Annotated in this window: 26 protein-coding genes and 3 pseudogenes; 3 read left to right on the top strand and 26 right to left on the bottom strand. The window is 47.8% G+C overall.

What is annotated here, in order from left to right; genetic code table 11:
* Positions 1-125: 125 nt before the first annotated feature.
* The 10 genes and pseudogenes from ACYQ2D_RS16740 to ACYQ2D_RS16695 all read right to left on the bottom strand — a co-directional run.
* Positions 126-530: pseudogene (locus ACYQ2D_RS16740) on the bottom strand (helix-turn-helix domain-containing protein); the annotation flags it as partial.
* A gap of 142 nt (positions 531-672) precedes the next feature.
* Positions 673-873, bottom strand: a complete 201-nt coding sequence (locus ACYQ2D_RS16735; RefSeq protein ID WP_032747079.1) for a helix-turn-helix transcriptional regulator — start codon at positions 871-873, stop codon at positions 673-675.
* Positions 874-875: 2 nt separating this feature from the next.
* Positions 876-1,541 carry a DUF2178 domain-containing protein gene (locus ACYQ2D_RS16730; RefSeq protein ID WP_050540877.1) on the bottom strand — a complete coding sequence of 222 codons (666 nt, stop codon included), beginning with the start codon at positions 1,539-1,541 and terminating at the stop codon, positions 876-878.
* Positions 1,542-1,755: 214 nt separating this feature from the next.
* Positions 1,756-1,896 carry a Maff2 family mobile element protein gene (locus ACYQ2D_RS16725; protein WP_118031705.1) on the bottom strand — a complete coding sequence of 47 codons (141 nt, stop codon included), beginning with the start codon at positions 1,894-1,896 and terminating at the stop codon, positions 1,756-1,758.
* Between the two features lie 135 nt (positions 1,897-2,031).
* Positions 2,032-2,919: pseudogene (locus ACYQ2D_RS16720) on the bottom strand (VirD4-like conjugal transfer protein, CD1115 family); the annotation flags it as partial.
* 86 nt (positions 2,920-3,005) lie between these two features.
* A complete protein-coding gene (locus ACYQ2D_RS16715) occupies positions 3,006-3,371 on the bottom strand; it encodes a hypothetical protein (RefSeq protein ID WP_050004289.1) in 366 nt (121 codons plus the stop codon).
* Between the two features lie 77 nt (positions 3,372-3,448).
* A complete protein-coding gene (locus ACYQ2D_RS16710) occupies positions 3,449-3,622 on the bottom strand; it encodes a transposon-encoded TnpW family protein (protein ID WP_425463782.1) in 174 nt (57 codons plus the stop codon).
* A 63-nt stretch (positions 3,623-3,685) separates the two neighbouring features.
* Positions 3,686-4,549, bottom strand: coding sequence for an ATP-binding protein (locus tag ACYQ2D_RS16705; RefSeq protein ID WP_117531885.1), 864 nt, complete (start codon positions 4,547-4,549; stop codon positions 3,686-3,688).
* Positions 4,546-5,280, bottom strand: coding sequence for a phage replisome organizer N-terminal domain-containing protein (locus ACYQ2D_RS16700; RefSeq protein ID WP_015528455.1), 735 nt, complete (start codon positions 5,278-5,280; stop codon positions 4,546-4,548). The genes ACYQ2D_RS16705 and ACYQ2D_RS16700 overlap by 4 nt, the downstream gene beginning before the upstream one ends.
* 113 nt (positions 5,281-5,393) lie before the next feature.
* Positions 5,394-5,792: a cysteine-rich VLP domain-containing protein gene (locus ACYQ2D_RS16695; protein WP_117505404.1), complete on the bottom strand. Its 399-nt coding sequence runs from the start codon at positions 5,790-5,792 to the stop codon at positions 5,394-5,396.
* A 126-nt stretch (positions 5,793-5,918) separates the two neighbouring features.
* Between ACYQ2D_RS16695 and ACYQ2D_RS16690 the strand changes: the two genes are divergently transcribed.
* Positions 5,919-6,197 carry a type II toxin-antitoxin system RelB/DinJ family antitoxin gene (locus ACYQ2D_RS16690; RefSeq protein ID WP_117505406.1) on the top strand — a complete coding sequence of 93 codons (279 nt, stop codon included), beginning with the start codon at positions 5,919-5,921 and terminating at the stop codon, positions 6,195-6,197.
* Positions 6,194-6,484: a type II toxin-antitoxin system YafQ family toxin gene (locus ACYQ2D_RS16685; RefSeq protein WP_003509355.1), complete on the top strand. Its 291-nt coding sequence runs from the start codon at positions 6,194-6,196 to the stop codon at positions 6,482-6,484. The genes ACYQ2D_RS16690 and ACYQ2D_RS16685 overlap by 4 nt, the downstream gene beginning before the upstream one ends.
* A 106-nt stretch (positions 6,485-6,590) precedes the next feature.
* On the opposite strand, the gene mobQ (ACYQ2D_RS16680) is transcribed toward ACYQ2D_RS16685, so the two are convergent.
* From mobQ (ACYQ2D_RS16680) to ACYQ2D_RS16635, 10 genes are all read right to left on the bottom strand, one after another.
* Positions 6,591-8,036 (bottom strand): MobQ family relaxase, encoded by a 1,446-nt coding sequence (gene mobQ / locus ACYQ2D_RS16680; RefSeq protein WP_459786294.1) that lies wholly within the window; start codon positions 8,034-8,036, stop codon positions 6,591-6,593.
* 186 nt (positions 8,037-8,222) lie between these two features.
* Positions 8,223-8,513: a DUF3847 domain-containing protein gene (locus ACYQ2D_RS16675; protein WP_014081144.1), complete on the bottom strand. Its 291-nt coding sequence runs from the start codon at positions 8,511-8,513 to the stop codon at positions 8,223-8,225.
* Between the two features lie 28 nt (positions 8,514-8,541).
* On the bottom strand, positions 8,542-9,003 hold the full coding sequence (locus ACYQ2D_RS16670) for an RNA polymerase sigma factor (protein ID WP_117505410.1): 462 nt from the start codon (positions 9,001-9,003) through the stop codon (positions 8,542-8,544).
* 10 nt (positions 9,004-9,013) lie between these two features.
* Complete coding sequence (locus ACYQ2D_RS16665; RefSeq protein WP_117531886.1) at positions 9,014-9,466, bottom strand: RNA polymerase subunit sigma-24; 453 nt, start codon at positions 9,464-9,466, stop codon at positions 9,014-9,016.
* A gap of 103 nt (positions 9,467-9,569) precedes the next feature.
* Positions 9,570-9,983 (bottom strand): RNA polymerase sigma factor, encoded by a 414-nt coding sequence (locus tag ACYQ2D_RS16660; protein WP_007860240.1) that lies wholly within the window; start codon positions 9,981-9,983, stop codon positions 9,570-9,572.
* A gap of 527 nt (positions 9,984-10,510) precedes the next feature.
* Positions 10,511-10,684, bottom strand: coding sequence for a cysteine-rich KTR domain-containing protein (locus ACYQ2D_RS16655; RefSeq protein WP_081026450.1), 174 nt, complete (start codon positions 10,682-10,684; stop codon positions 10,511-10,513).
* 5 nt (positions 10,685-10,689) lie between these two features.
* The gene (locus tag ACYQ2D_RS16650) at positions 10,690-11,796 is read right to left on the bottom strand and encodes a hypothetical protein (protein ID WP_459786292.1); all 1,107 of its coding nucleotides are present in this window, start codon (positions 11,794-11,796) and stop codon (positions 10,690-10,692) included.
* The gene (locus ACYQ2D_RS16645) at positions 11,789-12,664 is read right to left on the bottom strand and encodes an ABC transporter ATP-binding protein (RefSeq protein WP_117505414.1); all 876 of its coding nucleotides are present in this window, start codon (positions 12,662-12,664) and stop codon (positions 11,789-11,791) included. The genes ACYQ2D_RS16650 and ACYQ2D_RS16645 overlap by 8 nt, the downstream gene beginning before the upstream one ends.
* Entirely contained in the window at positions 12,649-13,422 is a 774-nt protein-coding gene (locus ACYQ2D_RS16640; protein WP_016300379.1) for a hypothetical protein, read from the bottom strand. Before ACYQ2D_RS16640 ends, ACYQ2D_RS16645 begins: the two co-directional genes overlap by 16 nt.
* Positions 13,419-13,940 carry an RNA polymerase sigma factor gene (locus ACYQ2D_RS16635; protein ID WP_227219014.1) on the bottom strand — a complete coding sequence of 174 codons (522 nt, stop codon included), beginning with the start codon at positions 13,938-13,940 and terminating at the stop codon, positions 13,419-13,421. Before ACYQ2D_RS16635 ends, ACYQ2D_RS16640 begins: the two co-directional genes overlap by 4 nt.
* Before the next feature lie 262 nt (positions 13,941-14,202).
* Between ACYQ2D_RS16635 and ACYQ2D_RS16630 the strand changes: the two genes are divergently transcribed.
* On the top strand, positions 14,203-14,571 hold the full coding sequence (locus ACYQ2D_RS16630) for a helix-turn-helix transcriptional regulator (RefSeq protein WP_005933665.1): 369 nt from the start codon (positions 14,203-14,205) through the stop codon (positions 14,569-14,571).
* A gap of 27 nt (positions 14,572-14,598) precedes the next feature.
* Here ACYQ2D_RS16630 and ACYQ2D_RS16625 read toward each other — a convergent pair whose 3' ends face one another.
* The 6 genes and pseudogenes from ACYQ2D_RS16625 to mobQ (ACYQ2D_RS16600) all read right to left on the bottom strand — a co-directional run bounded on the left by ACYQ2D_RS16625 (position 14,599) and on the right by mobQ (ACYQ2D_RS16600) (position 21,455).
* Positions 14,599-14,898 (bottom strand): hypothetical protein, encoded by a 300-nt coding sequence (locus ACYQ2D_RS16625; RefSeq protein ID WP_002596315.1) that lies wholly within the window; start codon positions 14,896-14,898, stop codon positions 14,599-14,601.
* Positions 14,899-14,914: 16 nt separating this feature from the next.
* Entirely contained in the window at positions 14,915-15,268 is a 354-nt protein-coding gene (locus ACYQ2D_RS16620) for a TnpV protein (protein WP_118004255.1), read from the bottom strand.
* A gap of 26 nt (positions 15,269-15,294) precedes the next feature.
* Complete coding sequence (locus ACYQ2D_RS16615; protein WP_195484142.1) at positions 15,295-17,175, bottom strand: recombinase family protein; 1,881 nt, start codon at positions 17,173-17,175, stop codon at positions 15,295-15,297.
* A 90-nt stretch (positions 17,176-17,265) separates the two neighbouring features.
* Positions 17,266-17,940: pseudogene (locus tag ACYQ2D_RS16610) on the bottom strand (type IV secretory system conjugative DNA transfer family protein); the annotation flags it as partial.
* 85 nt (positions 17,941-18,025) lie between these two features.
* Positions 18,026-19,924, bottom strand: coding sequence for an AAA family ATPase (locus ACYQ2D_RS16605; RefSeq protein ID WP_117579762.1), 1,899 nt, complete (start codon positions 19,922-19,924; stop codon positions 18,026-18,028).
* Between the two features lie 16 nt (positions 19,925-19,940).
* Entirely contained in the window at positions 19,941-21,455 is a 1,515-nt protein-coding gene (mobQ, locus tag ACYQ2D_RS16600) for a MobQ family relaxase (protein WP_117579807.1), read from the bottom strand.
* Positions 21,456-21,546: the final 91 nt, after the last annotated feature.

Below are 21,546 nucleotides of genomic sequence, written 5' to 3'. Positions count from 1 at the left end.
GGCAGCATTTTCTGCTGTCGCCCCTTGATTACCCACCGGCAAGGACAGGCGGGGCTGTCAACGGTGGGTGCAGCCCATTTACTTGCCGTTGACTGGCTCGGCTGGTTTTGCTATTTTTAGCGACTTCATTCATCTATGCTTATCGTTTCATCACTTATTGCTAGCGGGTTATTCTGGGTATTGCTGTTGAGGTCTGGAACGCTGAAAAAGACAGCAATAAAAATATTCACAAGAACGATTACTGCTAATATAATGGCAACAATTTTCCAGATACGACGTGAGCGGCGGTTCTTGATTGCCAGTTGCTCGTTTATTCTGGATAGTTGTTCGGCAACATCACTGGCGACATTTTCATTTTCAATTTTCGTACCCAGCAATTCACTGACAGATACCTCTAATATTTCAGCCAGACGAATAAGAGTATCAGCGTCGGGAACGGACAAATTTTTCTCCCATTTGGAGATAGTCTGTCTGACTACATGAAGTCTGGTTGCTAATTCTTCCTGTGAAAAGCCTTTCTGTTTTCTGAGAGTTTTTAGATTTCATAGAAACATGATGCGTTCCACTCCTTTGTCTTGGTAAATCAAAAATAGCATGATAGCTGCTATGCGGCAAGCAATGCAGATTAACATTAGCGCAACTGCCTATAAAATAAGCATAATTCCGCACAAATCACTTGAAAACGAATATTTCTTCAATCGGTGCTTCAACAACTCTTGAAATATCAATCGCCAGTTTAAGTGAGGGATTGTATTGTGCCTTTTCCAGCCGCATAATTGTTTCTCGCCGCACGCCTACCTGTGCCGCTAACTGCTCTTGTGTCAAATCCTTTAATAGCCTGTACTTTTTTAATCTACATTCAAAATCCGGCACGCTTATTCCTCGCTTTCATCAAACTGTTCATCGTTATCATAATGATATAGCAGATATTCGCTAAGGAATATTTCAAGTGCTATGGAGAGAGCTATAACAATAACAAGAGCAATTAAGGTATATTCAAGGTTATCCATGAGCTTTCCCTGTCCCAAAATGAGTATTGCAAGAAAAATAATGGACAGAGAAGTTTTGTTCGCTACACTTTGCGCTTTCATTTTGTTTTCTTTGTATCGTTCATCTATAAGAGTATTTGACATTTTTCCCTCATAGAAAAATCCGAAAAAGCCGAAAAACAGGAAAAACACAAAAGGAAAAATTGTCTTGTCAACGCTGTAAGTCCAAAATCCCAAAAATCCGGCAAATCCTAATAAACCTAAAAAACCCAGTTTTGGATTTATTGTTCTGGTGGATTGCAAGGTTAATTCCCTACGCCTGTTTGTTTTAATAGATTCCAAAAACAACACAACAATATTCACAATATACAAGGTAAGAAGTACGCCGGAAATAATCATAGGCAGGTCTTGCACTCTGAAAACATATTCAGATAAATCCATAGGCACAATAAACCTTGAATTGTTAAATGCTATCGTGTACCATGAAGATATTGCTACCAGCAAAGCGCATATCACGCCCAGGCAAATTGTGAGTTTCGTTCTTTTTTTCATAATGGTGTCCTCCGATGAGATGTATTTGTCGCTTGTCGAGATAAATATATCACTTCAAAGACTGGCTGTCAATAGGAAAGATACAAATACATCACTTTCCCCAAAATGCTTAGAAAGACAAAAGCTGATATAGGAAAATCCCCACATCAGCTTTTCGTATTGGTCTGTGTTTCGGAAATAGTGGCTGCTGTCTATCAAATTATCATTTGTTACTTTACCGCACATGAGCATTTGCACCTGGGTTATCGTTTCCATATCCTTCCAACAGGTTGATAACGCCCCATACTGCAAGTCCGGCTCCGATTGCCACCACAAGTGTCTGTAAAATATTGATTGCCTGATTAAAAAACGCCATATTCGTTGTCTCCTTTCAAATCTCTGTATTTCTCTGGTTTCTATCTTTAAGAAGTCTTTTCCGGCTCTGCCCTTACGGGCGGCCTTTCATGATCTCTCAAATCCATCACCTCCCAAAAGGGCAAAGAAAAAAGAGCTATGTGTCCGAATCTTTCACATGCTCTGCTTCCTTGTTTTCTGTATTTAATTCTTCTGCCAGACTCTCTTCCGAAAACTCATACAGGTCAAATTCTTGTGTCCTCGTCAGTTTCACTTCCATCCGATGCCGCATATACGCTTCCACATCAAACTCATTTTTCTTATCGTAGTCTGACAGTTCCTTATACCGTTTGTGTCTGGTAATATCAAACTTGTCACTGAAAAATGGTCTTACACCTCGAAGCTGCAAGATACATTTGCTGCCATCCATGACCGCAAGTTCGTCCCGACTCATCAATTCCTTTCCTGTTTTCTGATAGTTCATCCCGTAAGAACGGCTCTGTCCACGGGTGTCCGAAGTGTTATATAAATCAATCGTTTCTTTTCCCAGCGTCTCGGAAATCTCCTTTAAGGTCGAACTTTCCTTACCGCCAAGGAATAACATCGTATCGCAGTTGCCTAAAATTGTCTCAGCTGCATCTTTATAGATTGTCTTTAACTGGGACTGCGACTGAAGGATAATAGATGCGGAGATTTCTCGGCTACGAATGGTGGCGATCAGCTTGTCAAACTTTGGAATCTGACCGATATTTGCGAACTCGTCACAGAGAATTCTGACGTGGTATGGTAATCTTCCATGGTGTACATCATCCGCCCTGTCACATAACAGGTTGAATAACTGGCTGTACATCATCGCCACAACAAAGTTAAAGGTATCATCCGTATCGGAAATGATAATAAACAGTGCTGTCCTCTGGTCACCTACCATATCCAGTTCCATCTCATCATAGCTCATGATCTCACGAAGTTCTGCAATGTCGAACGGTGCAAGCCTTGCACCACAGGAAATCAAAATACTCTTTGCTGTCTTTCCAGAGACAAATTGTCAAGGACTTTTTAATCAAATTCACAAAAAATCTACAAAAAAGGTGCCAGAAGCATTGTATGGCTCCTGACACCTCGTTTGATAGATTACATTTTTCCGTTCAGCAGGTCTTTGCAGAGATACGCATAGTCTGGCAGCTGGTTGATATATGGCTCCCAGCGCCGCTTGATTTCCGCCAATTCCAGCGGATCGGCTTTCTCCAGTGCATGATCGTTGCCTGTCATATATAAAACATCCGTAGCAACATCATCCAAACACCTGCCGCAGAGATCAGCAGCTGATTCTATCCTAATGCCAGTATCCACATAAAGCGGATTGACGCCAATCGCCAGCCAGACATAGCCTACCTTGTCCGACCAGAGCAGTTCAAAATCAGGGCTTTGCCGCAGATGTTCCGCAAAGACCTCCTTTACTCGTTCAATTTCATGCTTCTCTTTTTCTGTGTAAAGCATTTTCGTGTCCTCCTTGACAAAAATTTTGGTGCGTACCATTATCAGTTTAGCACAAGGCGGCTTCGTTTATCAGTCTGTCACATCTGCTGAATTTCATTTTTGAGCATACGCTTGATTTTATCGCTCATGGTTTCTGTGCTGGTCTGGCTGAAATGGACATGAACCTTGTAGGTTGTCTTGCCAATTTTCTTTACCATCGCTGGCGTGTTTTCCGGCGCTCTGGACGCAGTAACGGCGTCTGCCACCTGCATAGCATGGGGTTCTTTGTTCATGGCGCTCCTTTCTCCGAACGGGTCTGTGCCGCCGGTAAAAAATCAGTCGTGCTTACTGTTTACAATGTCTTTTGCTGTCTGTCGGGTAGCACCGGCATTTTCTTCCCGGAAATTCTTCCCGTCAAAGAGAATCGGCGCACACCGTTCCAGAATACGGTCATAGATACGGGCGTGAGCCAGATCAGGTGGGTTTTTCAACTCGGACAGTTTCAAGTTTGTTGTGATAATCATGGGCCTGCGGCTGCGATAGCGGCTGTCGATGACGAAAAACATCTGCTCCATAGCATATTCGGTACTGCGCTCTACACCCAAATCGTCAATGATAAGCAGGTCATACTCGTCAAAGCTGGCAATAAACTCCGACCTGTCCTCAGAGAACATCCCGGTCAGGCGGTTCAGAATGGTGGGGAAGTTTGTCATCAGCACCGGCACATCCCGGTCAAGCAGGGCGTTGGCAATACAACCGGCGAAAAAGGACTTGCCGGTTCCCACATCCCCGAACAACAGCAGGCCGGTGTTGTTTTTATATGCCTCCTTCCAGTTCTCCACATAGGCGCGGGCCTTGTCCATCAATGGGTTTTGGCCGTTGTCGTTGGCAAAGGTGTAGTCGTACAGATAGCGGTCTTGCAGGCCCTGGGCCTTCCGGCGTTTGATACGCTCCATGCGGCGCTGCCGTTCCTCGGCGGCCTTGCGCCGTTCCTCGGCCTCCCGCTGACACTGGCAGATACAGCGGGGCATGAAGTAGCCAGGTTTCCCAAAGCATGGCACAACGGTCTGCCTCTGGCCGCCGCATTTCTTACAGTGGATGAGACCGTCTGACGGATCTATATACTCGTCCTCAGCCAGTTCCACACTGGCAGCTGCCTTGTCGATCAGCGCCCGGATTTCTGCGGTAATCTCAATCATACAGTTTCATCCTCCTTTACGCTGTAATCCCGGTTGCGTGAGGGTGTGATCGTTTTTTTAGCATCCTCACCGGCCCAGCGCCGGATGGTGGCAGCATGGCTCTGATACCGCTTGCCGGTAGAAGCCATGTACTCGGACAGCTTTTCGATGTACTGGCCCCATACAGTGGGAAAGCTGGCCTGTAAGTCTGCCAGTTCCCCGTCCGTCAGGAAAACATTCTGGTAACGGCCATAGGCGTGGGCGGGGTGTCCCTTCTCTATCTCTCTCTTTATCTCTATCTCTTTCTCTAACTCTATCTCTATCTCTGGTGGACGAATGTCGGACAAATGTCCGCCGTTTGTCCGGGGCGCAGAAAGAGCCTTATTTTGGAGCCTCGCAGCCCGCTTTCGCTCAGCCTCGGTAGAGGACTGGCCGATTAAAAGTTCGATGTTGCTCATGTAGAATGTGCCGCTGTCCAGCACTTCCACAAGGCCCAGCTTCAAAAAGATCTGCAAGGCTCTCTCCACAGTGCCGATCTGCTGGCGGGTGATGGTGGCGATCATCTGCGCCGTGTAGGGGATGTCCTCGTCAAGCTGGAGCCGCCCGCCATGTTTCAGCGATTTCAGATACAGCTTGAGCAGAATGTTGGAATACAGCACACCATCCTGCATACTTTCCAGCAGCACGATGGAATCATCGTCAAAATAGTTTTCTTTGAGTTTCAGGTAATAATATTTTCGGTTGTCTGACATAGGGTTCCTCCTTGGGGTTTCTCTTGGGATTCTGTACGCATTTTAAGGCCGTTTTAGGGGTCGGAGGATAAATCTATCAGCCTGCCTTTGACACCCTCAAAAAAAGCCTTGATTTACAAGGGTTTTTCAGCCCCTAAAGCGTGACATTTCTTCCGTTGTTTCCGCTTGCGCTTTGCGGCGTTGATCCGCTTCATGCGTGCGGCACATTCCGGGCAGTATTTGGCCCGGTTGGAACCGGGGGTAAACAGCGCCCCACATACGGCGCATTTCTTTGCATTCAGCCGGTGGAACAGCGCCGTTTCCAGTTCCTTATCCTGCGGCAATACCGCCGTCCGAAACCACCTGCACAACAGGGAATAGGAAATGGACTGGACACAGACACATTCCTCCCCATCGTCCAGGGCGATACAGTTTCCGTCGATGTAGTTACAGCACTCATGCACTAGCCTCCGCACTCTGCGGTACTGGCGGTAATCCATGACGGGGATAGGTTCAGACTTATTGTTCTTCATAAATGATTTCTTTCATAAAGCCAGTAACCTCCTTGAATGAATTTATTGTTAAATATTCGTGCAAAGTATTGTTTTCTTCGTGCAAATGGCATATACTATAATTGCCAGCAGAAAGGGGTTGATCGTATGGCTGGAAATACCACAAACATCAGTATCCGCATGGACGCAGATTTGAAAGCGCAAGCGGACGCACTGTTTACTGAACTTGGCATGAACCTGACTACGGCGTTTAACATCTTTGTGCGCCAGTCGCTTCGTGAAGGCGGCATTCCCTTTGAGGTGAAGCTGGAACAGCCCAACAAGGAAACGGTTGCTGCCATGCTGGAAGCGGAAAGGATTGCAAAAGACCCGTCTGTAAAGGGATACAATGACCTTGACGAGTTGTTTGCCGACCTGAAAAAATGAGGAAAACAAAGTACACCGTCAAGTACACGACCGCTTTCAAAAAGGACTACAAGCGGGCAATCAAGCGCGGCCTGAAAATCGAATTGCTGGAACAGGTCGTGGCGCTGCTGTCGATGGGCGAACCGCTGCCGGATAAAAACCGCGATCACGATTTGTCCGGCGATTGGGTGGGCCATCGGGAATGTCACATTCTCCCGGACTGGCTGCTCATTTACCGTATCGAGGATGATGTGCTGGTGCTGACGCTTGCCCGCACCGGGTCGCACAGCGACTTGTTCGGCAAATAAACCATCTGCCGCCGTATGGGGAAACCTGTACGGCGGTTTTTCTGTGTGCAAAAGGGTGTCGTGAAACGCGACGCACCTGAAAGGGGTCGGCAAAGCGCCGTACCCTTTACCGCTCCGGCCCCCGGTCGCGGGGCTTGTCCCGTTCCTGTCGGGCCAGTTGGTCGGCGGCCTTGCGGAGCCGTTCCACAGCTTTTAGCTCCTCCCGCATAGCTTTCATGTCGATGCTGTCCACCTGTTTCTGGGCGGTCAACAGGTCGATCTCACGCCGCCATTCCTTCGGGGTGATTGCCTCGCCGCTGTCTTTCAGTTCTTTCAGATACCGGGCCGCCGCGTCATAGAGGATCAGTTCCCGGCTGTGGCGCTGCTCGAACAGTTCCCGCTTCTCCGGCTTTACCCTGGCAAGCTGCTTGTGGACAGTCTTATACTCGTTGTACTGCGCCCACATCTCCCCGTGCTCGGTGAGGACAGCGATCCGGCGCTCAGCCTTGACGATCTTTCCCCGCAGGTCATAGTAACGGCTGTTCATATCAGCGATTTTTTCATGAAGCTGCTGCATAGACTGGATGCCGTTTGCCTGTAAAAAGCTAAATAGTGCAGCGCTTTCCTGCAAAGCCCGGATTTTACCGGTGCGGGTGCGGGGAGTGTTCAACTGCTGCTGGGCCTCCCACAAAGCAGTCAAGCTGCTTTGCTGTGTTTGTGGTTTTTCCGCTTCGTCTTTCGACCAACGATAAAGCCGGGTAATGCGGGCTTTGATTTCTTTCAGCAGCTTGTTGTCGGCAGCGATCTGCCGGTTTACTTCCCCCTTGTCGGTGCGGATGCCGCGCTTCTCCATCTGGCTGGCCGCTGGCCCCAGGTGGACAGAGGGGATTTTATCAATGCCCTGTCGCTTGTAGCTGCGGTGGTCTACCAGGGCAGGCTGACCGGCTGCCTCCAACACCCGATTGGTGTAGGCCGCCCACGCTGCCCGCCAAATCTCCACATTTCCTTTATCGTTCCAATCGGTTGTATCCTCACGATGATTTTTCCAGCCGCCTTTCCCATCCGGGATACGCTGTCCATTCTCGTCCAGGTCGTATGCCTTGCGGCACTTTGCGCCCCACTGTCCATTTTCTTTCAGAGGTCGGAGCGTCAGCATGATATGGACATGAGGGTTGCCGGTTCCCTTGTCATGGATGGCGAAGTCGGCGCACATCCCCTTGTCCACAAAGTTGTCCTTCACATAGGCACGCACAAGAGCGAGCTGCTGTTCGCCGGACAGTTCGCGAGGCAGAGCTGCTTCGATCTCGCGGGCAAGCTGGCTGTCCCTTGCTTTCTCGATTTGCTCCACGCTGTTCCAGAGGGTGGAGCGGTCTGCAAATTCCGGCGGGGCGTGGGCGGGCAGCATGATCTCCGCATGGACAATGCCGCCTTTCCGGGTGTAGTCATGGGTCAGGCCGTCCCATTCATTTGTCAGCTTGGTTCCGCTTCGGTAGGCGACTGCGGCAACAGCGGAACGGCCCTCGCTGCGCTTGATGATACTGACGGGAATATGGCAAAAATCTATGGGTGGCACCTCCTTTCGGCGGGGATATTTCAGGCTCCGTGGAGCCGAACAAACGCGAAGCGGGTGTTTGGCTGCGCGGGGCGCACAAGGGGTTTGGGGAGTGTAGCGCCCCATCGCGGACGAAGTACGCAACGCCCCCGGCAGGGCGCACAGCACCGGCAACGGTGTATAAGTGCGCCCTTGTAAACAAGGGACTTATGGCGTGTCCCCGGATTTTGGCAGGTTTGCAGTCAATTCCGCAGCCCCCGGAAGATGGGACAGGGCAATCAGAAATGTTTTGACCTCCGCGCCGGAAAGGTCGGGAGCCAGCGGGAAAATCCCCTCCAAAACGGCTCCGCGCTCAATCAGGCGGCGGGTGCGACCCCTGCGTTCTTCGTTCCGCTGCTTGTTCTCCAAAATCTTCTTTCGGTTTTCAAGCTGCCGAATCTCCTTCAGGACTTTCTCCCGTTCTTCTTTTTGGGGGTGGGCTGTAATTTTTTCGTTCATGTCAGGCACCTCTTTTCTTTGGAAATACTCATAGATTGACCGTCCATTTCTGACGCGCAAAGTACCGGCGCAGTCTCCGCAGTGCGGCATGGATGGATTTTCCCGCCTGTGATGGCGTGATACCCTCCATTGCGGCAATATCTTTCACTTTCATACCCAGCATATAGCGGGCGTGAACACGGCGAGCCTGCATAGGCGGCAGGGAAGAAATGGCTTCGTACAATCGCCGTATCAGTTCTTCGTATTCGGCTAATTCTTCTTTTTCTATCAGGTAGTCCTCCGGCGATGGCTGCGCCCAGCCGATGGCGGCATTTTCGATTCCATCGTTACAGTCGAGGGAATAAAATGCCTTATACCGGAACATCTTGCGCTCTCTGGCGGCCTCGGCTCTCTTATCCAGAAGAAACGCTTCGACGATCTCATCGGACACCTCCACACAAATGTCCTCTTTGCAAAATGGATAATATTGTTTGAGATTGATGGTCTGCATAGGCATGCCCTCACTCTGTTTGGAAAAGGCCATCATAGCAGCGGCGCATATTCCGCAGACCCCGGCGGATGGCAACGCTAACCTTGCTGCTGTGGACGCCCTCTATCCGAGAGATTTCCGGCTGCTTGATACCAGCAATGTAGTAGGCGTGAACACGGCGGGCCTGTGTCGGAGTGGCATGAGCCAGAGCCGCAGGCAGAGCTGCAATCAGGCGCAGACGGGTGGTCATTTCTTCTCGTTCCACCAGAATATCCTCCGGCGATCTGCCGTGTTCCAGCGCGTAGTTCTCCGTCCAGCTATATGCGTCCAGGGAGTACCAGGCGCGGTGGTAGACCTTCCGGCGCTCATAGTTGTTCATCTCGCGCTGGGCCTGCCGCATGGCCTCCCAGACCTCGTCGCTGACCTCTACAAACTCGTCGTGCCGGTAGTGGGTATAAATCCACCGCAGATTGATTGTTTTCATAGGCTTACCTCCTGAAAATGGGAGAGGCGGACAGCTCGTCCGCTGTCCGCCCCTCGCTGAGATAAGGGAAATGATCCCTTTCACTTGGTAGCCAGAAAACAGGTCATTCGTTAAGCCTGTTCTCAAAGAAATTTATAAATTTTTTTCTGACCGCCTCCACACTTTGATACACAGCCACTTTGGAGCAGCCGCACAGCACACCGATCTCTGCAAGGCTCAGCCCGTCAAGCGCATAGAGCAGGAACCGGCGGCGCTGGGCCTCGGTACAGGTGTCCAGAACAGCCATCAGCTCATGCAGCGTTTCCATGCGGCAAAGGTATTCCTCCGGCGTTTCGCCGTAGACCCCTACACCCTCGGTGGTAATGATGTACTCGTCAAACTCCCGGCCATCCCAATGCCGCCGCTGTTCATGGAACAGGTTCTCCGTTTTATGATCGGCCCGGTCAAGAAATTCATAGACTTCCAGCGTAACCTCCACGGCCACAGCTTGTCCGTTATAATTGATGGTAACTTCCATCTGCCTTTCCTCCATTCAGATTTTTTGGGTAAATCTGAATGGGGCGGCGGAGAACGGCACCGGAGATAAAGTTCGGGCCATGCTGACCCGATGTTCCGGCTCCATAGGGACAAAAAAGCGCCCGGACGGCATAAAGCCATACGAGCGTAATAGAGAATATTTTGCTGTTTAGTTACATGGTATAGTGCATACTGCTGACCACATTGCTCCGCTGCCGGGAGCAGGCTTTTTTTAGCTGGTGCAGATCATGGGTACTGTGAAAAGACGCAAACATAGACACGGCGGCATCCTCCTATATGCCGCCGTGGATTTACACGGTGTTGGGTCGTCGTTGGTTTAGGGTAGACGAAAAGAAACGGCGGCTCTGATTTCTCAAAACCGCCGCCAGGGTATCTAGAGTAAGCGCACAAAATCAACCTGCCCAGCTACGGTTTTTTTTTCTTTCCCCATTAGGCGGGGCAGGTTTAAAAGAATATGAAAAGCCGATAACAGCAGTCATGTTAGCCTGCGTGTTATCGGCTCTGCGTCTATGCGTCTGGCTCTCTAATAACGGATATATTCAGTTGCTTTACATGAATGAGCGTTTCCTGTTTACATTTTGGACAGAACAAGGGGAAATTCCTTAATTCCGTGTCAATTCGTATTTTTATTCGGGTTTTATTATGGCATATAGGACAACTAACCCAACTTGTCTCTTTCATCAAAATTACCCCGTAACTTGATGTTTCTTTGATATATTTTTTGTTAGTCTATAAAATACGAATATCAATCCAACATTAAGGATGATCATAAAGACCGGCTGGCTCATACCGAAATATGTTTTCATATCAGAAAATATACCGTTTGTATGAAGCATAAAAATCGGGCAAATTTCCTGCATTTTTTGTAAAACAGGAAGGCTATCATTAAAATCAAACACAACTGGCAAGAAGCAGATGACGCAAGAAGTAATAAGCGCTGTAACAGGAGAACTCATTTGAGCACTTAAAAACAATGTAATAGTTGTCAAGGCTACAATCCCAAAAATATTCAATATTACAGAGATAAAGAACATTTGCAAAAAGGTCAAATTATATATTGAAGAAGCATAATGTAATGAAGATTGAATGCTTACATTCCACCCCTGTAACCCATAGGTACAGCCATACAGAACTAAATTTAGCAGTAAATACAAGAGGTATGTGCCAATTACAACTTCCAAGGCCGCTATAATTTTTGAAGTTGTGAGTTTGGTTCGGCCATACCGAGCCGAATAAATAATGCTATCTGTATGAAGTGCATACTCTTCTGAGAAAACAGGAGATAGAGTGATTACAACAATTAAACATATCATTATGGACAAGATGCTCCCCATTCCAGATAATAGCTTATCCCAGCCATCACAATATCCTAAAGTCACAGTTGGACTATTTGGATATGCTGTTTCGAGTGACTTAAAACTACCATCAGAATTTGTCAAATATTCCAGAATCGCCGCTTGGTCACGATAAACATGAACAGCAGAAAAAGCAGAATTTTCATCTTGTCCAACAGTTGCTTGTTTTGCTTGGTCGATTTTTTCTTGCATAGTAAGTAATGTATTTTGAGAGAGTTTTCCTTCAAATATTTCTGCTACTTCCTTCCGTTGTTCAATGGCTGTAAAACCGCTTGCTAATGCCATTTTTTCAAGGTCATAATCATAGAAAACATTTTGATAATTAAATTGAAAAAAGAAAAAATAGGCAACGATAAGAACCACACCAACTAAAAACAACATTCGTGTTTGCTTTCTCGAACATATTTTATTTCGTTCTGCTTTTATCATTTCATTCATGCTCGGATACCTCCGCAAAATAGTATAAATACAAATCTTCCAATGTTGGATCAACATTCCAAGCGGTTCTGCATGGTGCTTCTTGAGAAATAATCCTCAGCCGTTCTGCACCATTATTATGTTTCAGATTTGCTGTTACATAGTTCAATTCTAATTCTTCGGCCTCTTTTCGAGATACATCACATTCCCAAACACATTTTTCAATCGGCTTCAAAATTTCTTCTGGAGAACCATGTTGAATTAACTCGCCATTTTTCATAATCAGAATCTCATTTGCGATATATTCAACATCAGAAACAATGTGAGTGGACAAAATTACAATTCTATTTTCTGCCAAAGAACTAATCAGATTCCTAAACCGCACCCGCTCTTTCGGGTCAAGTCCAGCTGTAGGTTCATCCAAAATCAAAATACGGGGATCGTTTAGTAATGCTTGAGCAATTCCCAAGCGTTGTTTCATACCGCCGGAAAAAGTTTTGATTTTTTCGTTTTTCTGTGTGAGCAGATCAACAACCTGCAACAGCTCCATTGTGCGATTATGGGCTTTTTTAGGCGGCAGCCCCTTTATTGCAGAGATATACATCAAAAATTTATACGCTGTAAAGTTAGGATAATAGCCAAAATTTTGTGGCAGGTAGCCTAAGATATTACGATATTTCTCGCCCAAATCATGAATGTTTTTCCCGTTAAAAAAAATGGCTCCTTTCGTTTCAGTTTGGACATCGCAAATAATTCGCATCAAAGTTGTCTTGCCCGCACCATTTGCCCCGAGTAGACCATAAACACCATTTGTTAATTTTGCGCTGAAATGATTTACAGCTTTTTTTCTTCCATATTCTTTTGAAAGATCATTTATTGTAAGTTCCATATCAATTCTCCAATCATTTTTTCTTTTTTCAAGTACAGTTGAAGTGTTTTCCCTAATAGGATAATAGATAACACATAAAATCCAATCCATCCCCAGAACATAGACGCTTCAAATATAAATCGCTGATGGAGTACAAGAGAAAATGTTCCAGAAAGAAAAATCATACAAGCGATTAAATGATACAAGCTATCGTTTGTCCTGCTTTTCGCACATATAAAAAGATAACAAGTGCAAGAAATATTAAATGGAATCAAACCATACAACACCATTTCAATCATTGATTTCTGGTAAATATATGCCATTGAAATTAAAATGACTGTTATTAGGAAAAGGTTGATTACTCCAATAATCAGCATACGACCTGCTACAATTTTTACCAGCGTTGTTCTACTAGACTGTTCAATTTCCCACATACCATAGATGTTGCTTTTAGATATTTCTATTGCACCTAATAACGCAAGGAATGGAACCATAACTGCAAGGATTGTCAATGGATAATAAAATGGAACCCTCCATTGGCCCAGGATACATGCTAATAATACTGCACATATAGTGAGTATTATTTGAACAATCCAGAAAGAAAGCGGCAGAAATTGAAGTTGGTTCAATATAATATCTCGCATTGAATTTTTATTGAATTCAGAACTATTCATGTAACTTTTTCCAGCTACGATTACTGCTTTAATTTTAGGTTCAGATGGAGCAGGCGTTTCACAACTCTGCAACCATTCTAATACACCATTTTGTTTTTGGGTCATACATTATCGCCTCCTCTAAAATCAGCCAAATATCGTTCCAGTTTTTTAATCCCCTGTTGGAGCCTAGATTTTACAGTAGAAACACTAGCTTTTGTAATGGTTGCAATCTCTCGGATTTTCAAATCATAATAAAATCGTAAAATGATGACCTCTTTTTGATAGTCCGGTAATGTGTTGATTGCATATTGAATTTGCGCTTTAAGTTCGTTAAGCTCAATTTTTTCAAAGGCATTATCAGTATCTTCTATATCTTCAAGAGTTTCTAAATCCATATACAGGGGTTTTGCTTTCTTAGTATAATTGTTACAGGTATTAACAGCAATCGTTAGCAGGTAGTTTTGAAATTTCCCGATCTTTCGTACTGATTGAATATTCTCCAACAATTTCAAGAAAACATCTTGTGTAATATCTGCGGCGGTATCTGGATTGCCGTTCAATCGCCGACAACAAAATAGATAAATTGACTGATAATATTTTCGGACAATTATCTCAAATGCATCTGTGTCACCCGACTGGATTTTTTTAATTAGTATGAAATCTTCGATACCGTGTCACCGCCTTCCATGTGTAAAACGCCTTACACTTAATATACAACTGAGTAACCCAAAAGGATTTAACTTTAGAAATTTTTCTTTTACTTTTTTCATTTCCCTTCTATTGTAATTCCTGTTCTTGAAAAATATAAGATGTAATATATGAATTATAAACTTCAACCAACCTGCATATAGCAACATTCCACGGGCAAAGTATGAATTATACAATGTAACTGGGTGATGTTATATGGCGAAAGTTGAAGATTGTCCCGGTTTTGAAACCTTCGGCGCAGATGTCAAAGCTGCACGAGAGGCAAAGCGTCTGGCACGAAAAACATTGGCAGAAATGGTTGGGATTGAATGGCGGTATCTTGCCAACATTGAGAATCAAGGTGCGATTCCGAGCCTGCCTGTGATGATCCAGTTGATTAAGGTCTGCGGACTTCCCGTGGAACGGTATTTTAACCCGGAGATTATGCGAGAAGAAAGCGAACAGCGGCAGCGGGTCAGCCACAAGCTGAAACTCTGCCCTGAAGAATACCTGCCGATTATCGAAGGTGCCATAGACGGGGCGCTCAAAATGGAACAGACTGCGAAGCAGAAGGAGGACGCATAATCGCGGCCTCCTTCTGGCATTTCTATATCAAGGTTCCCGGCACTTTTCCAAAAGTTCCCGACACCTCTGCTGGATTTCTCCGGTTTCTGTCACAGTCAGGTCACGGTCATTTCCAGTAATCTTATCTTCCAGAAAGTTGGCGTATGTACCCAACAAAGCGTTCCGTAAATCCTCCGGGGTTTTCTGTATTTCAGCGCTGTACCAGTCATTCCGGTGGGGTTCCCATGCCATCAATGTATAACCATGACTGGTCTGAACCACCTCATACAGAGGGTCATCCTCCAGATATGCCTGAAACACTTTCAAAACCTTTTCAAAGGTCAGCATTTCCCGCACCTCCCATTCAGCTGCAAATCAGTTCCCTGATTAAAATTTCCTCAATCTGTGCCGTTAATGTGTTCATCAGCCCCACCCAACGCATAGGATCACAGGCTTTCAGTTCTTCCGTGACACCCGCAGTCTCCATCATGTGAGGCAACATGGTGTCCACACGCTCCTGCGCTGTCCGGTCAATCTCTATCAGGTGCGGATACAGCTTCTCGCTCATCAGCAGTTGGTTGTAGAGAATGGGGCGATGTTCCTTTAGGTAGGATTTTCGCATTCTGCCGTACTTGCCGATAGAAGTTTCCGGCTGTTCAGAAAGTTTTAGGTTGGGTATATCATAATCTCCACAACGAATGTAAGTCAACTTACTCATATTCATGCTCCTTTGCTCCGTGATGATTAGACTGCTGCGCTGGCTGCTATGCTGCCTTTGCGCGGTTCTTCTTTTGGTAGCTGCCCGATAGTAGAAAAAACACCTTTTTTCATATCCTCAGCCCGGATCATGGCTTTCTTAGCGTCCATTTCCGCTTTTTTCTTCGCCTTGATTTTGTCCTCATACCGTTTCTGTGCGCCGCTGGCTTTCCGCTTCAAATAATTCTGATGAAGCCTGTCCTTGCGTTCTTCTTTTTTCCGCAGTTCTTCCTGTTCCTCCGGGGTTAAAGGAACCGGCTGTAAGGATGGTGGGATATAGCGTCCTAAAAAATTGAAGTAGATTTCAATTTCCTGCGTGGTGTCCTGACTGCCTTTTCGGGCGCGTTCGTGGACAAGGATTTTCTCTACAAACTCGTTGAGCATGGTGTTTGTCAGAGTGTCAAAATTCTCGTACTTATCAATTAGGGCTATAAATTTCTCTGCGGATTTCTGGCTCTGCTCATAGCCGGTAACAGCCTTTTCCAGCTCCGCAATTTCAATCTCAAGTGCGTCCTGCTCTTTGGCATACTGTGCATCAAGCGCCCTATATCGTGCATCCGGCAGCTTGCCGAGGGCATTGTCCTCATAGATTTTGCAAATCAGTTTTTCCAGTTCTCCGGCTCTCTTTTGGGCAGCAGCCAGACGCCTGCGCTTTTTCGCTATATCGGCACTCTGTTGAGCAACCTGCGTCTCCTGAACAGTGTGAATAAATTCCGTCCGGTCATTTCTCGAATATTCAGCGATAGCCCGGAGCGTGTCGGAAACCAATGTCAGGACAGCACTCTCATTGATACGGTGTTGTGTAGGGCATAGTGTCCCACACGGAACTTTGGTATAATTGGAACAGGTATATTGAGAAATCCGCCTGCCATTGTTGGTGCGGTGGACATACATCTTGCCGCCGCAATCGGCACAATAGAGCAAGCCTGTGAGGGGAGCCGCTTCGCCCCAGCCGTTTGGATAACGCCGTACATTGCTGCGGATTTTCTGCGCCAAATCAAAGGTCTGCTGGTCGATAATGGCTTCATGGGTATTCTCAAAGATCGTCCATTCGTCCTCAGAAACATAGTGGCTTTTCTTGTCCTTAAAGTGCTTGCGGGTCTTGAAATTGATGGTATGCCCTAAATACTCTCGTTTTTTCAAAATGTTCACGATGGTAGATGATCCCCATCCATAGGGGTCTTTGACCGGCTTTGAACGGTTCACACCCTCGTTGAAGCGGGCAAGGTGTACGACAGGAATTTCAATCCGGTCTATGGATAATTTGCAGGCGATCTGATAAGGCCCATATCCCTCCAGCGTGAGGGAGAAGATACGGCGTACCACTTCGGAAGCTTCCTCATCTACCAACCAATGCTCCCGCTTTTCATCCCACAAGTAGCCGTAAATCACCGTGCCGGTCAGGTGCTTGCCACTCATGCCTTTTGACTTAAACACAGAGCGGATTTTCCGGCTGGTGTCGCGGGCGTAAAACTCATTCATGATATTGCGGAAGGGCGTAAAATCATCGTCGCCTTTCAGACTGTCCACACCGTCATTGATGGCAATTAACCGGACGCCGCGCTGCCGCAAAATCTCCATGACCTGGCCGACTTTCAGATAGTCACGCCCTAACCGGCTCATGTCCTTGATGACGATTGCCTCTACACGCCCTGCCTCCACTTCCTCCATCATCGCCAAAAATCCGGGGCGGTCAAAACGGGTGCCTGAGATACCATCATCGGTAAAGTGCGTAGGGTTGGGCAGCCCATTCCGGCGGGCAAAATCCTCTAACATCTGTTTTTGGTTGGATATGGAGTTGCTCTCGCCCTGTAGCTCATCGTCCCGGCTCAGGCGCTCGTACAGTGGGGTGATTTTTTCATTTCTCATGGCTGTACCTCCTGAAACAAAAATGCTCTAAGTGATTGCTTCACTAACCATGACAAAATCATGATTAAGAAGTCACTTAGAGCATATATCACCTGCCGCCAGCTTATATTTTTTATACTGACGCACTGCAAAATGCTCCGGTTCTTCCTTTTCCAGTTCCTCAAACAGCATATCTACTGCATTTTTAAATGTCTCATCATCTTCCCTTGTTTCCGAAGCGTTGATAAACTCAAGCAGGGTCGCAAAGTTCTGTTCTTCTTCCGGTGCTTCATACCAGATATAGCCGATCAGGGCACAGTACAGAAGCCTCTCTGCTTTCGTCCAGAAATCCTCACTGGACTTCTCACCTTCCCCTTTCGTGTTCACCATGATCGTATTTACCAGTTTCAAAATATCCTTTTCTGAATGGATGTAGTGGAAGGGGTTATAGTGCATACTCTTGGAAAAATTGATCGTATTCAATACTTTCACTTTATATCCATGCCGTACCAGCATCTTTCCGCACTCAATGATGATCGTCCCTTTCGGGTCCGTGACCACATAACTGATGTATTTTCCCATCTGCATCAAGTTGGGCTTTACATAAAAACGTGTCTTTCCTGAGCCAGATCCGCCAATCACGATCACGTTCTTGTTCCTCGCAAATTTCGGATTCTTTGGTCTGCCATTCATGGTCAGCCGTTCTGTCATAGTCAGCAGAATATTGTTCTCAAATACCGGGTCGATAAAGGGTGCAATGTCTTTTGCCGTCCCCCATGAAGCGTTTTGTCAAGTGCTTTTTTGAGTTATTGACGCAAATTATCGTGAAAGTGCGAAAGTGCAAAGCGCAAAGGGTCTGCGTTTTGCACTTTCAGCTTGCGGGTTCGGGTGGCTGCTTCTTCTTGATGAAGTTGTACCATTGACCGCCGACACGCCTTGCGCCTAAAATGCCGCCCATGTTGCGCTTGGCATTCTGTACCGTCCTTTCGGATATTCCGGCTTCGGCTGCGGCTTTTACAATGTCCTCACTGGCAAGCTCTTTCCCGTCTGCAAGCAGGTCAAGTATCAGCCTTTCGGCTTGCTCGGTCTTGGTGGCGGTGTTCCCGCCCGCGCCGGACAGCAGCTCGTCAGCGGTGATGTCGTATTCGCCTATCCACGAAAAGCCCGTTTCCGGGTCAAGGCAAAAGGCAACGGGCTTGCCCTCCGGCGCAAGGGAAGATTTGTCATGGACGATAACGCGCACATTCGGTTCTCGCTTCACGCGCCCGATCAGCAGGACGCTCCTTGCTGCGGCGCGGAAGTCGATAGAACCTAAGCCCCGGTATGCGCTCTGCCCTCCAGCAGCTTTGTTGAGATGTCCGATAAGGATAACGGCGCACCCGGTACGCTCGGCAACATCGGCAAGGCGGCGGAACATGGGGCGCACTTCGTTTGCCCGGTTCATGTCGGTTTTTTCGCCCATGTACGCCTGTATGGGGTCAAGGATAATCAGCCGCGCTCCGTTCTGCGTGATTGCCTTTTCTATGCGCTCGTCGGAGAAGGTAAGCTCCCGCTTGGCTTCATCAATCACAAGTACGCGGTCAAGGTCGGCTTCTGCTTCCATCAAGCGGGGCTTGACGGTATCGCCCAGCCCGTCCTCGGCGGTCTGGTAAATTACTTGGAACGGCGGCAAGGGCTTCATTCCCGGCAGCGTTCCCCCGGTGGTGCAGGCGGCGGCAAGGCGTAGGGCAAAAGTGGTCTTGCCCTCGCCGGGATTGCCCTGCACAATGGTTACTTTCCCAAAGGGAATATACGGCTCCCATAGCCATTCAACGGTCTGTGTGTCAACCTCGCTCATGCGGATAATCTCAACGGTTTCTTCCTGCGGCGGCTCTTTCAAGCCGTAGATTGCTTCCCGCAAATACTTCCCGTCTGTGATTTCTGCCCGGTGCTGCAATACCTCGTTCCAGTCCTTGAAAAGAGGGATAAGCCGGTGGACGGTCAACCCCTCCGGCACAAGCTCTGCAAGGCGGCTGCAAGCGTCGTTTCCGGCTTCGTCGCTATCAAGGCAGAGAAAAACGGTCTTGATGTTCGGACGGTCAGAGAGGAAACGCAGCAGGGCTTTTTCTCCCACGCCGCCCAGTGCAAGGTAGCTTTGTTTCTGCCATTCCTTTTTGAACAGGCAGAGGAAAGATAACAGGTCAATCGGGGCTTCAAAGACAAATAACCGCTCGCCCGCGCCCCGATAGGAGAAATTAAAGGTTTTGTCGCTGCCTTTCACATCAAGCCGGAAGTTCCCGGCTGTGCCGCGCTGGTGGGCGTATCTCGGTATGCCGCTTTCATCTCTGCCGACGAATACGGCGTTGTGGTGGGCGGCTTCCTCGTAAATATCGCCGCTGGCAAAGAAAAAGCCCATCACATCTTCATCAATGCGGCGGGCTTCGGTAAGGTAGCTTTTCACTTGTCCGGCGGTATCGCTGCGGGGCGGCAATCGAAAATCAGAGAGGGGCGCGGGGCTTGGTCTGTCCGGCGCGGCTGCTCCCTGTTCCCCTGTGAGAAGTTCAACGGCTTCGGTGAAGCTCTTGCCGAAAAACTCCATGACAAAATCAACGGGGCCGCCGCCTTTGCTCTGGCTGTGGCGATACCATTTGTTTCCCCGGACGGTCAAGCTGTCGTGCCGTTTCCAGCGGTATTCCTGTCCGGCGTGGGTAAGCTGCTCGCCCTGTGATTGCAGGAAAGAAACAATGTCGGCTTGGTTGGCGCGGTCTATCTGTTCTTGGGTGTAATACATAAAAGTTCAACTCCTTTCAGCGGTCTATATCATGCCGCTTGGTGCGGCTCTGCGTCTGCTCCGGTTGGTCGGCGCGGAGTGCAATATCCACGCATTTGCGGATTTTTTGAAGCTCTGAAACATTGGTGCGGGTATCTTTCAGTTTGGTATAATCGCTGTCCCTCTGTGTTTTGAGGTCAGCATATTCCTGTTCCCATTCCGCAATAGGCAAGGTCTTTGTTCCTTTCGGCAGATTTGCATGGAGATAGCGGTTTGCTGCGTCCCATAGGGCAAGCTCGGCGCGGTGGGCTTCCTCGTACTTGTCGCGCTTGTTTGTCCAGCCGTTTTGCAGCTTTTTCAGCTCATCGTGAATGGGCTTGTACTCTGTATAGTTCTTCCCGTATTCAATTAGCTTTTGCAGCTTCTTCATGCGTTCCTCGGCGGTTTTCATTCCCTCCCGGATTGAATAGGCTCTATCGCTGACAGAGGAAAGGGAAGCGTCCAGTTCATCAAGATTAGAGATACCATGCTCGGAAAGATAGTTGACCGCTGCCGCTATGGTTTTCAGTTCATCGGCTGTGTGCTGTTGTTGCCAACGCTGCGAATACTTCCGGCTCTTTTCTCTCTGAACGCTCAAATACTTCATCAGCAGATTTGCAAGGTTGGGAGATTGCGACGGCTGCTTCGGGGCGGTTTCCCGCGCTTTGAACAGGTCGGCAATCCATTCTTTGAGCTTCCCAATCTGCGCCCGGATTTCCTGGATAAGGCGGTTTGTCTTTTGGATATTTCGGTTCAGTTCGCCTTTCTCGGTGGCGATACCTTTCTTCTCCATCTGGCAAGCCGCCACGCCCATGTGGACGGTGGGCAGCTCGTCAATTCCTCTCTCGGCGTTGCTGCGGTGGTCGATACGCTCCGGGCTTCCGTTCCTCTCCAAAAAGTCGTTGGTAAAGTCAGCCCATGCCTTGCGCCACAAGAGGGTGTTGTCCTTGTCGTTCCAGCCTGTAAGGTCAACTTTGTGGGTTTTGTATCTGCCACTTGGCAAGCGGATACGCTCGCCGTTCTCGTCAATGTCATATTCCTTTTTGGATTTCGCTGCCCATGCGCCGCGCTCGTCAAGGGGGCGCATGGTAAGCATAATATGACAATGGGGGTTGCCGCTGTCGGTGTCGTGAATGGCATAATCAACGCACATTCCTCTGGAAACAAATTGAGAGGAACAGTATTCCCGGACAAGCCGGATCTGTTCCTCTCTGGATAATTCTATGGGGAGCGCCGCGTCAATCTCTCTGGCAAGCTGGGCGTTCCCGGCTTTCTCGTAAAGCTCCACGCTGTTCCACAAGGTTGAACGGTCAGAGAAAGAGGGCGGGGCATGGGGCGGCAGCATGATTTCTGTATGGACAACACCGCCTTTGCGGGTGTAGTCGTGGGTCATTCCGTCCCACTCGTTTGTCAGCTTTTCGCCGCTTCGGTAGGCGGCTGCGGCAACGGCTGATTTGCCTTTTCCTCGGCTCACAATGCCGATGTTCCAATGGTAAATGGCTATGGGTATCACCTCCCGGATAGGATAATAAAACCCGCAAAAATGGTACAGACGCCAACGGCGGGTGTACTGTTTTTGTGGGTGTGCAGGGATAGCCGCGAAG

The organism is Blautia stercoris (genome assembly GCF_054657695.1).
This window is presented reverse-complemented; position numbering and strand designations above follow the sequence as displayed.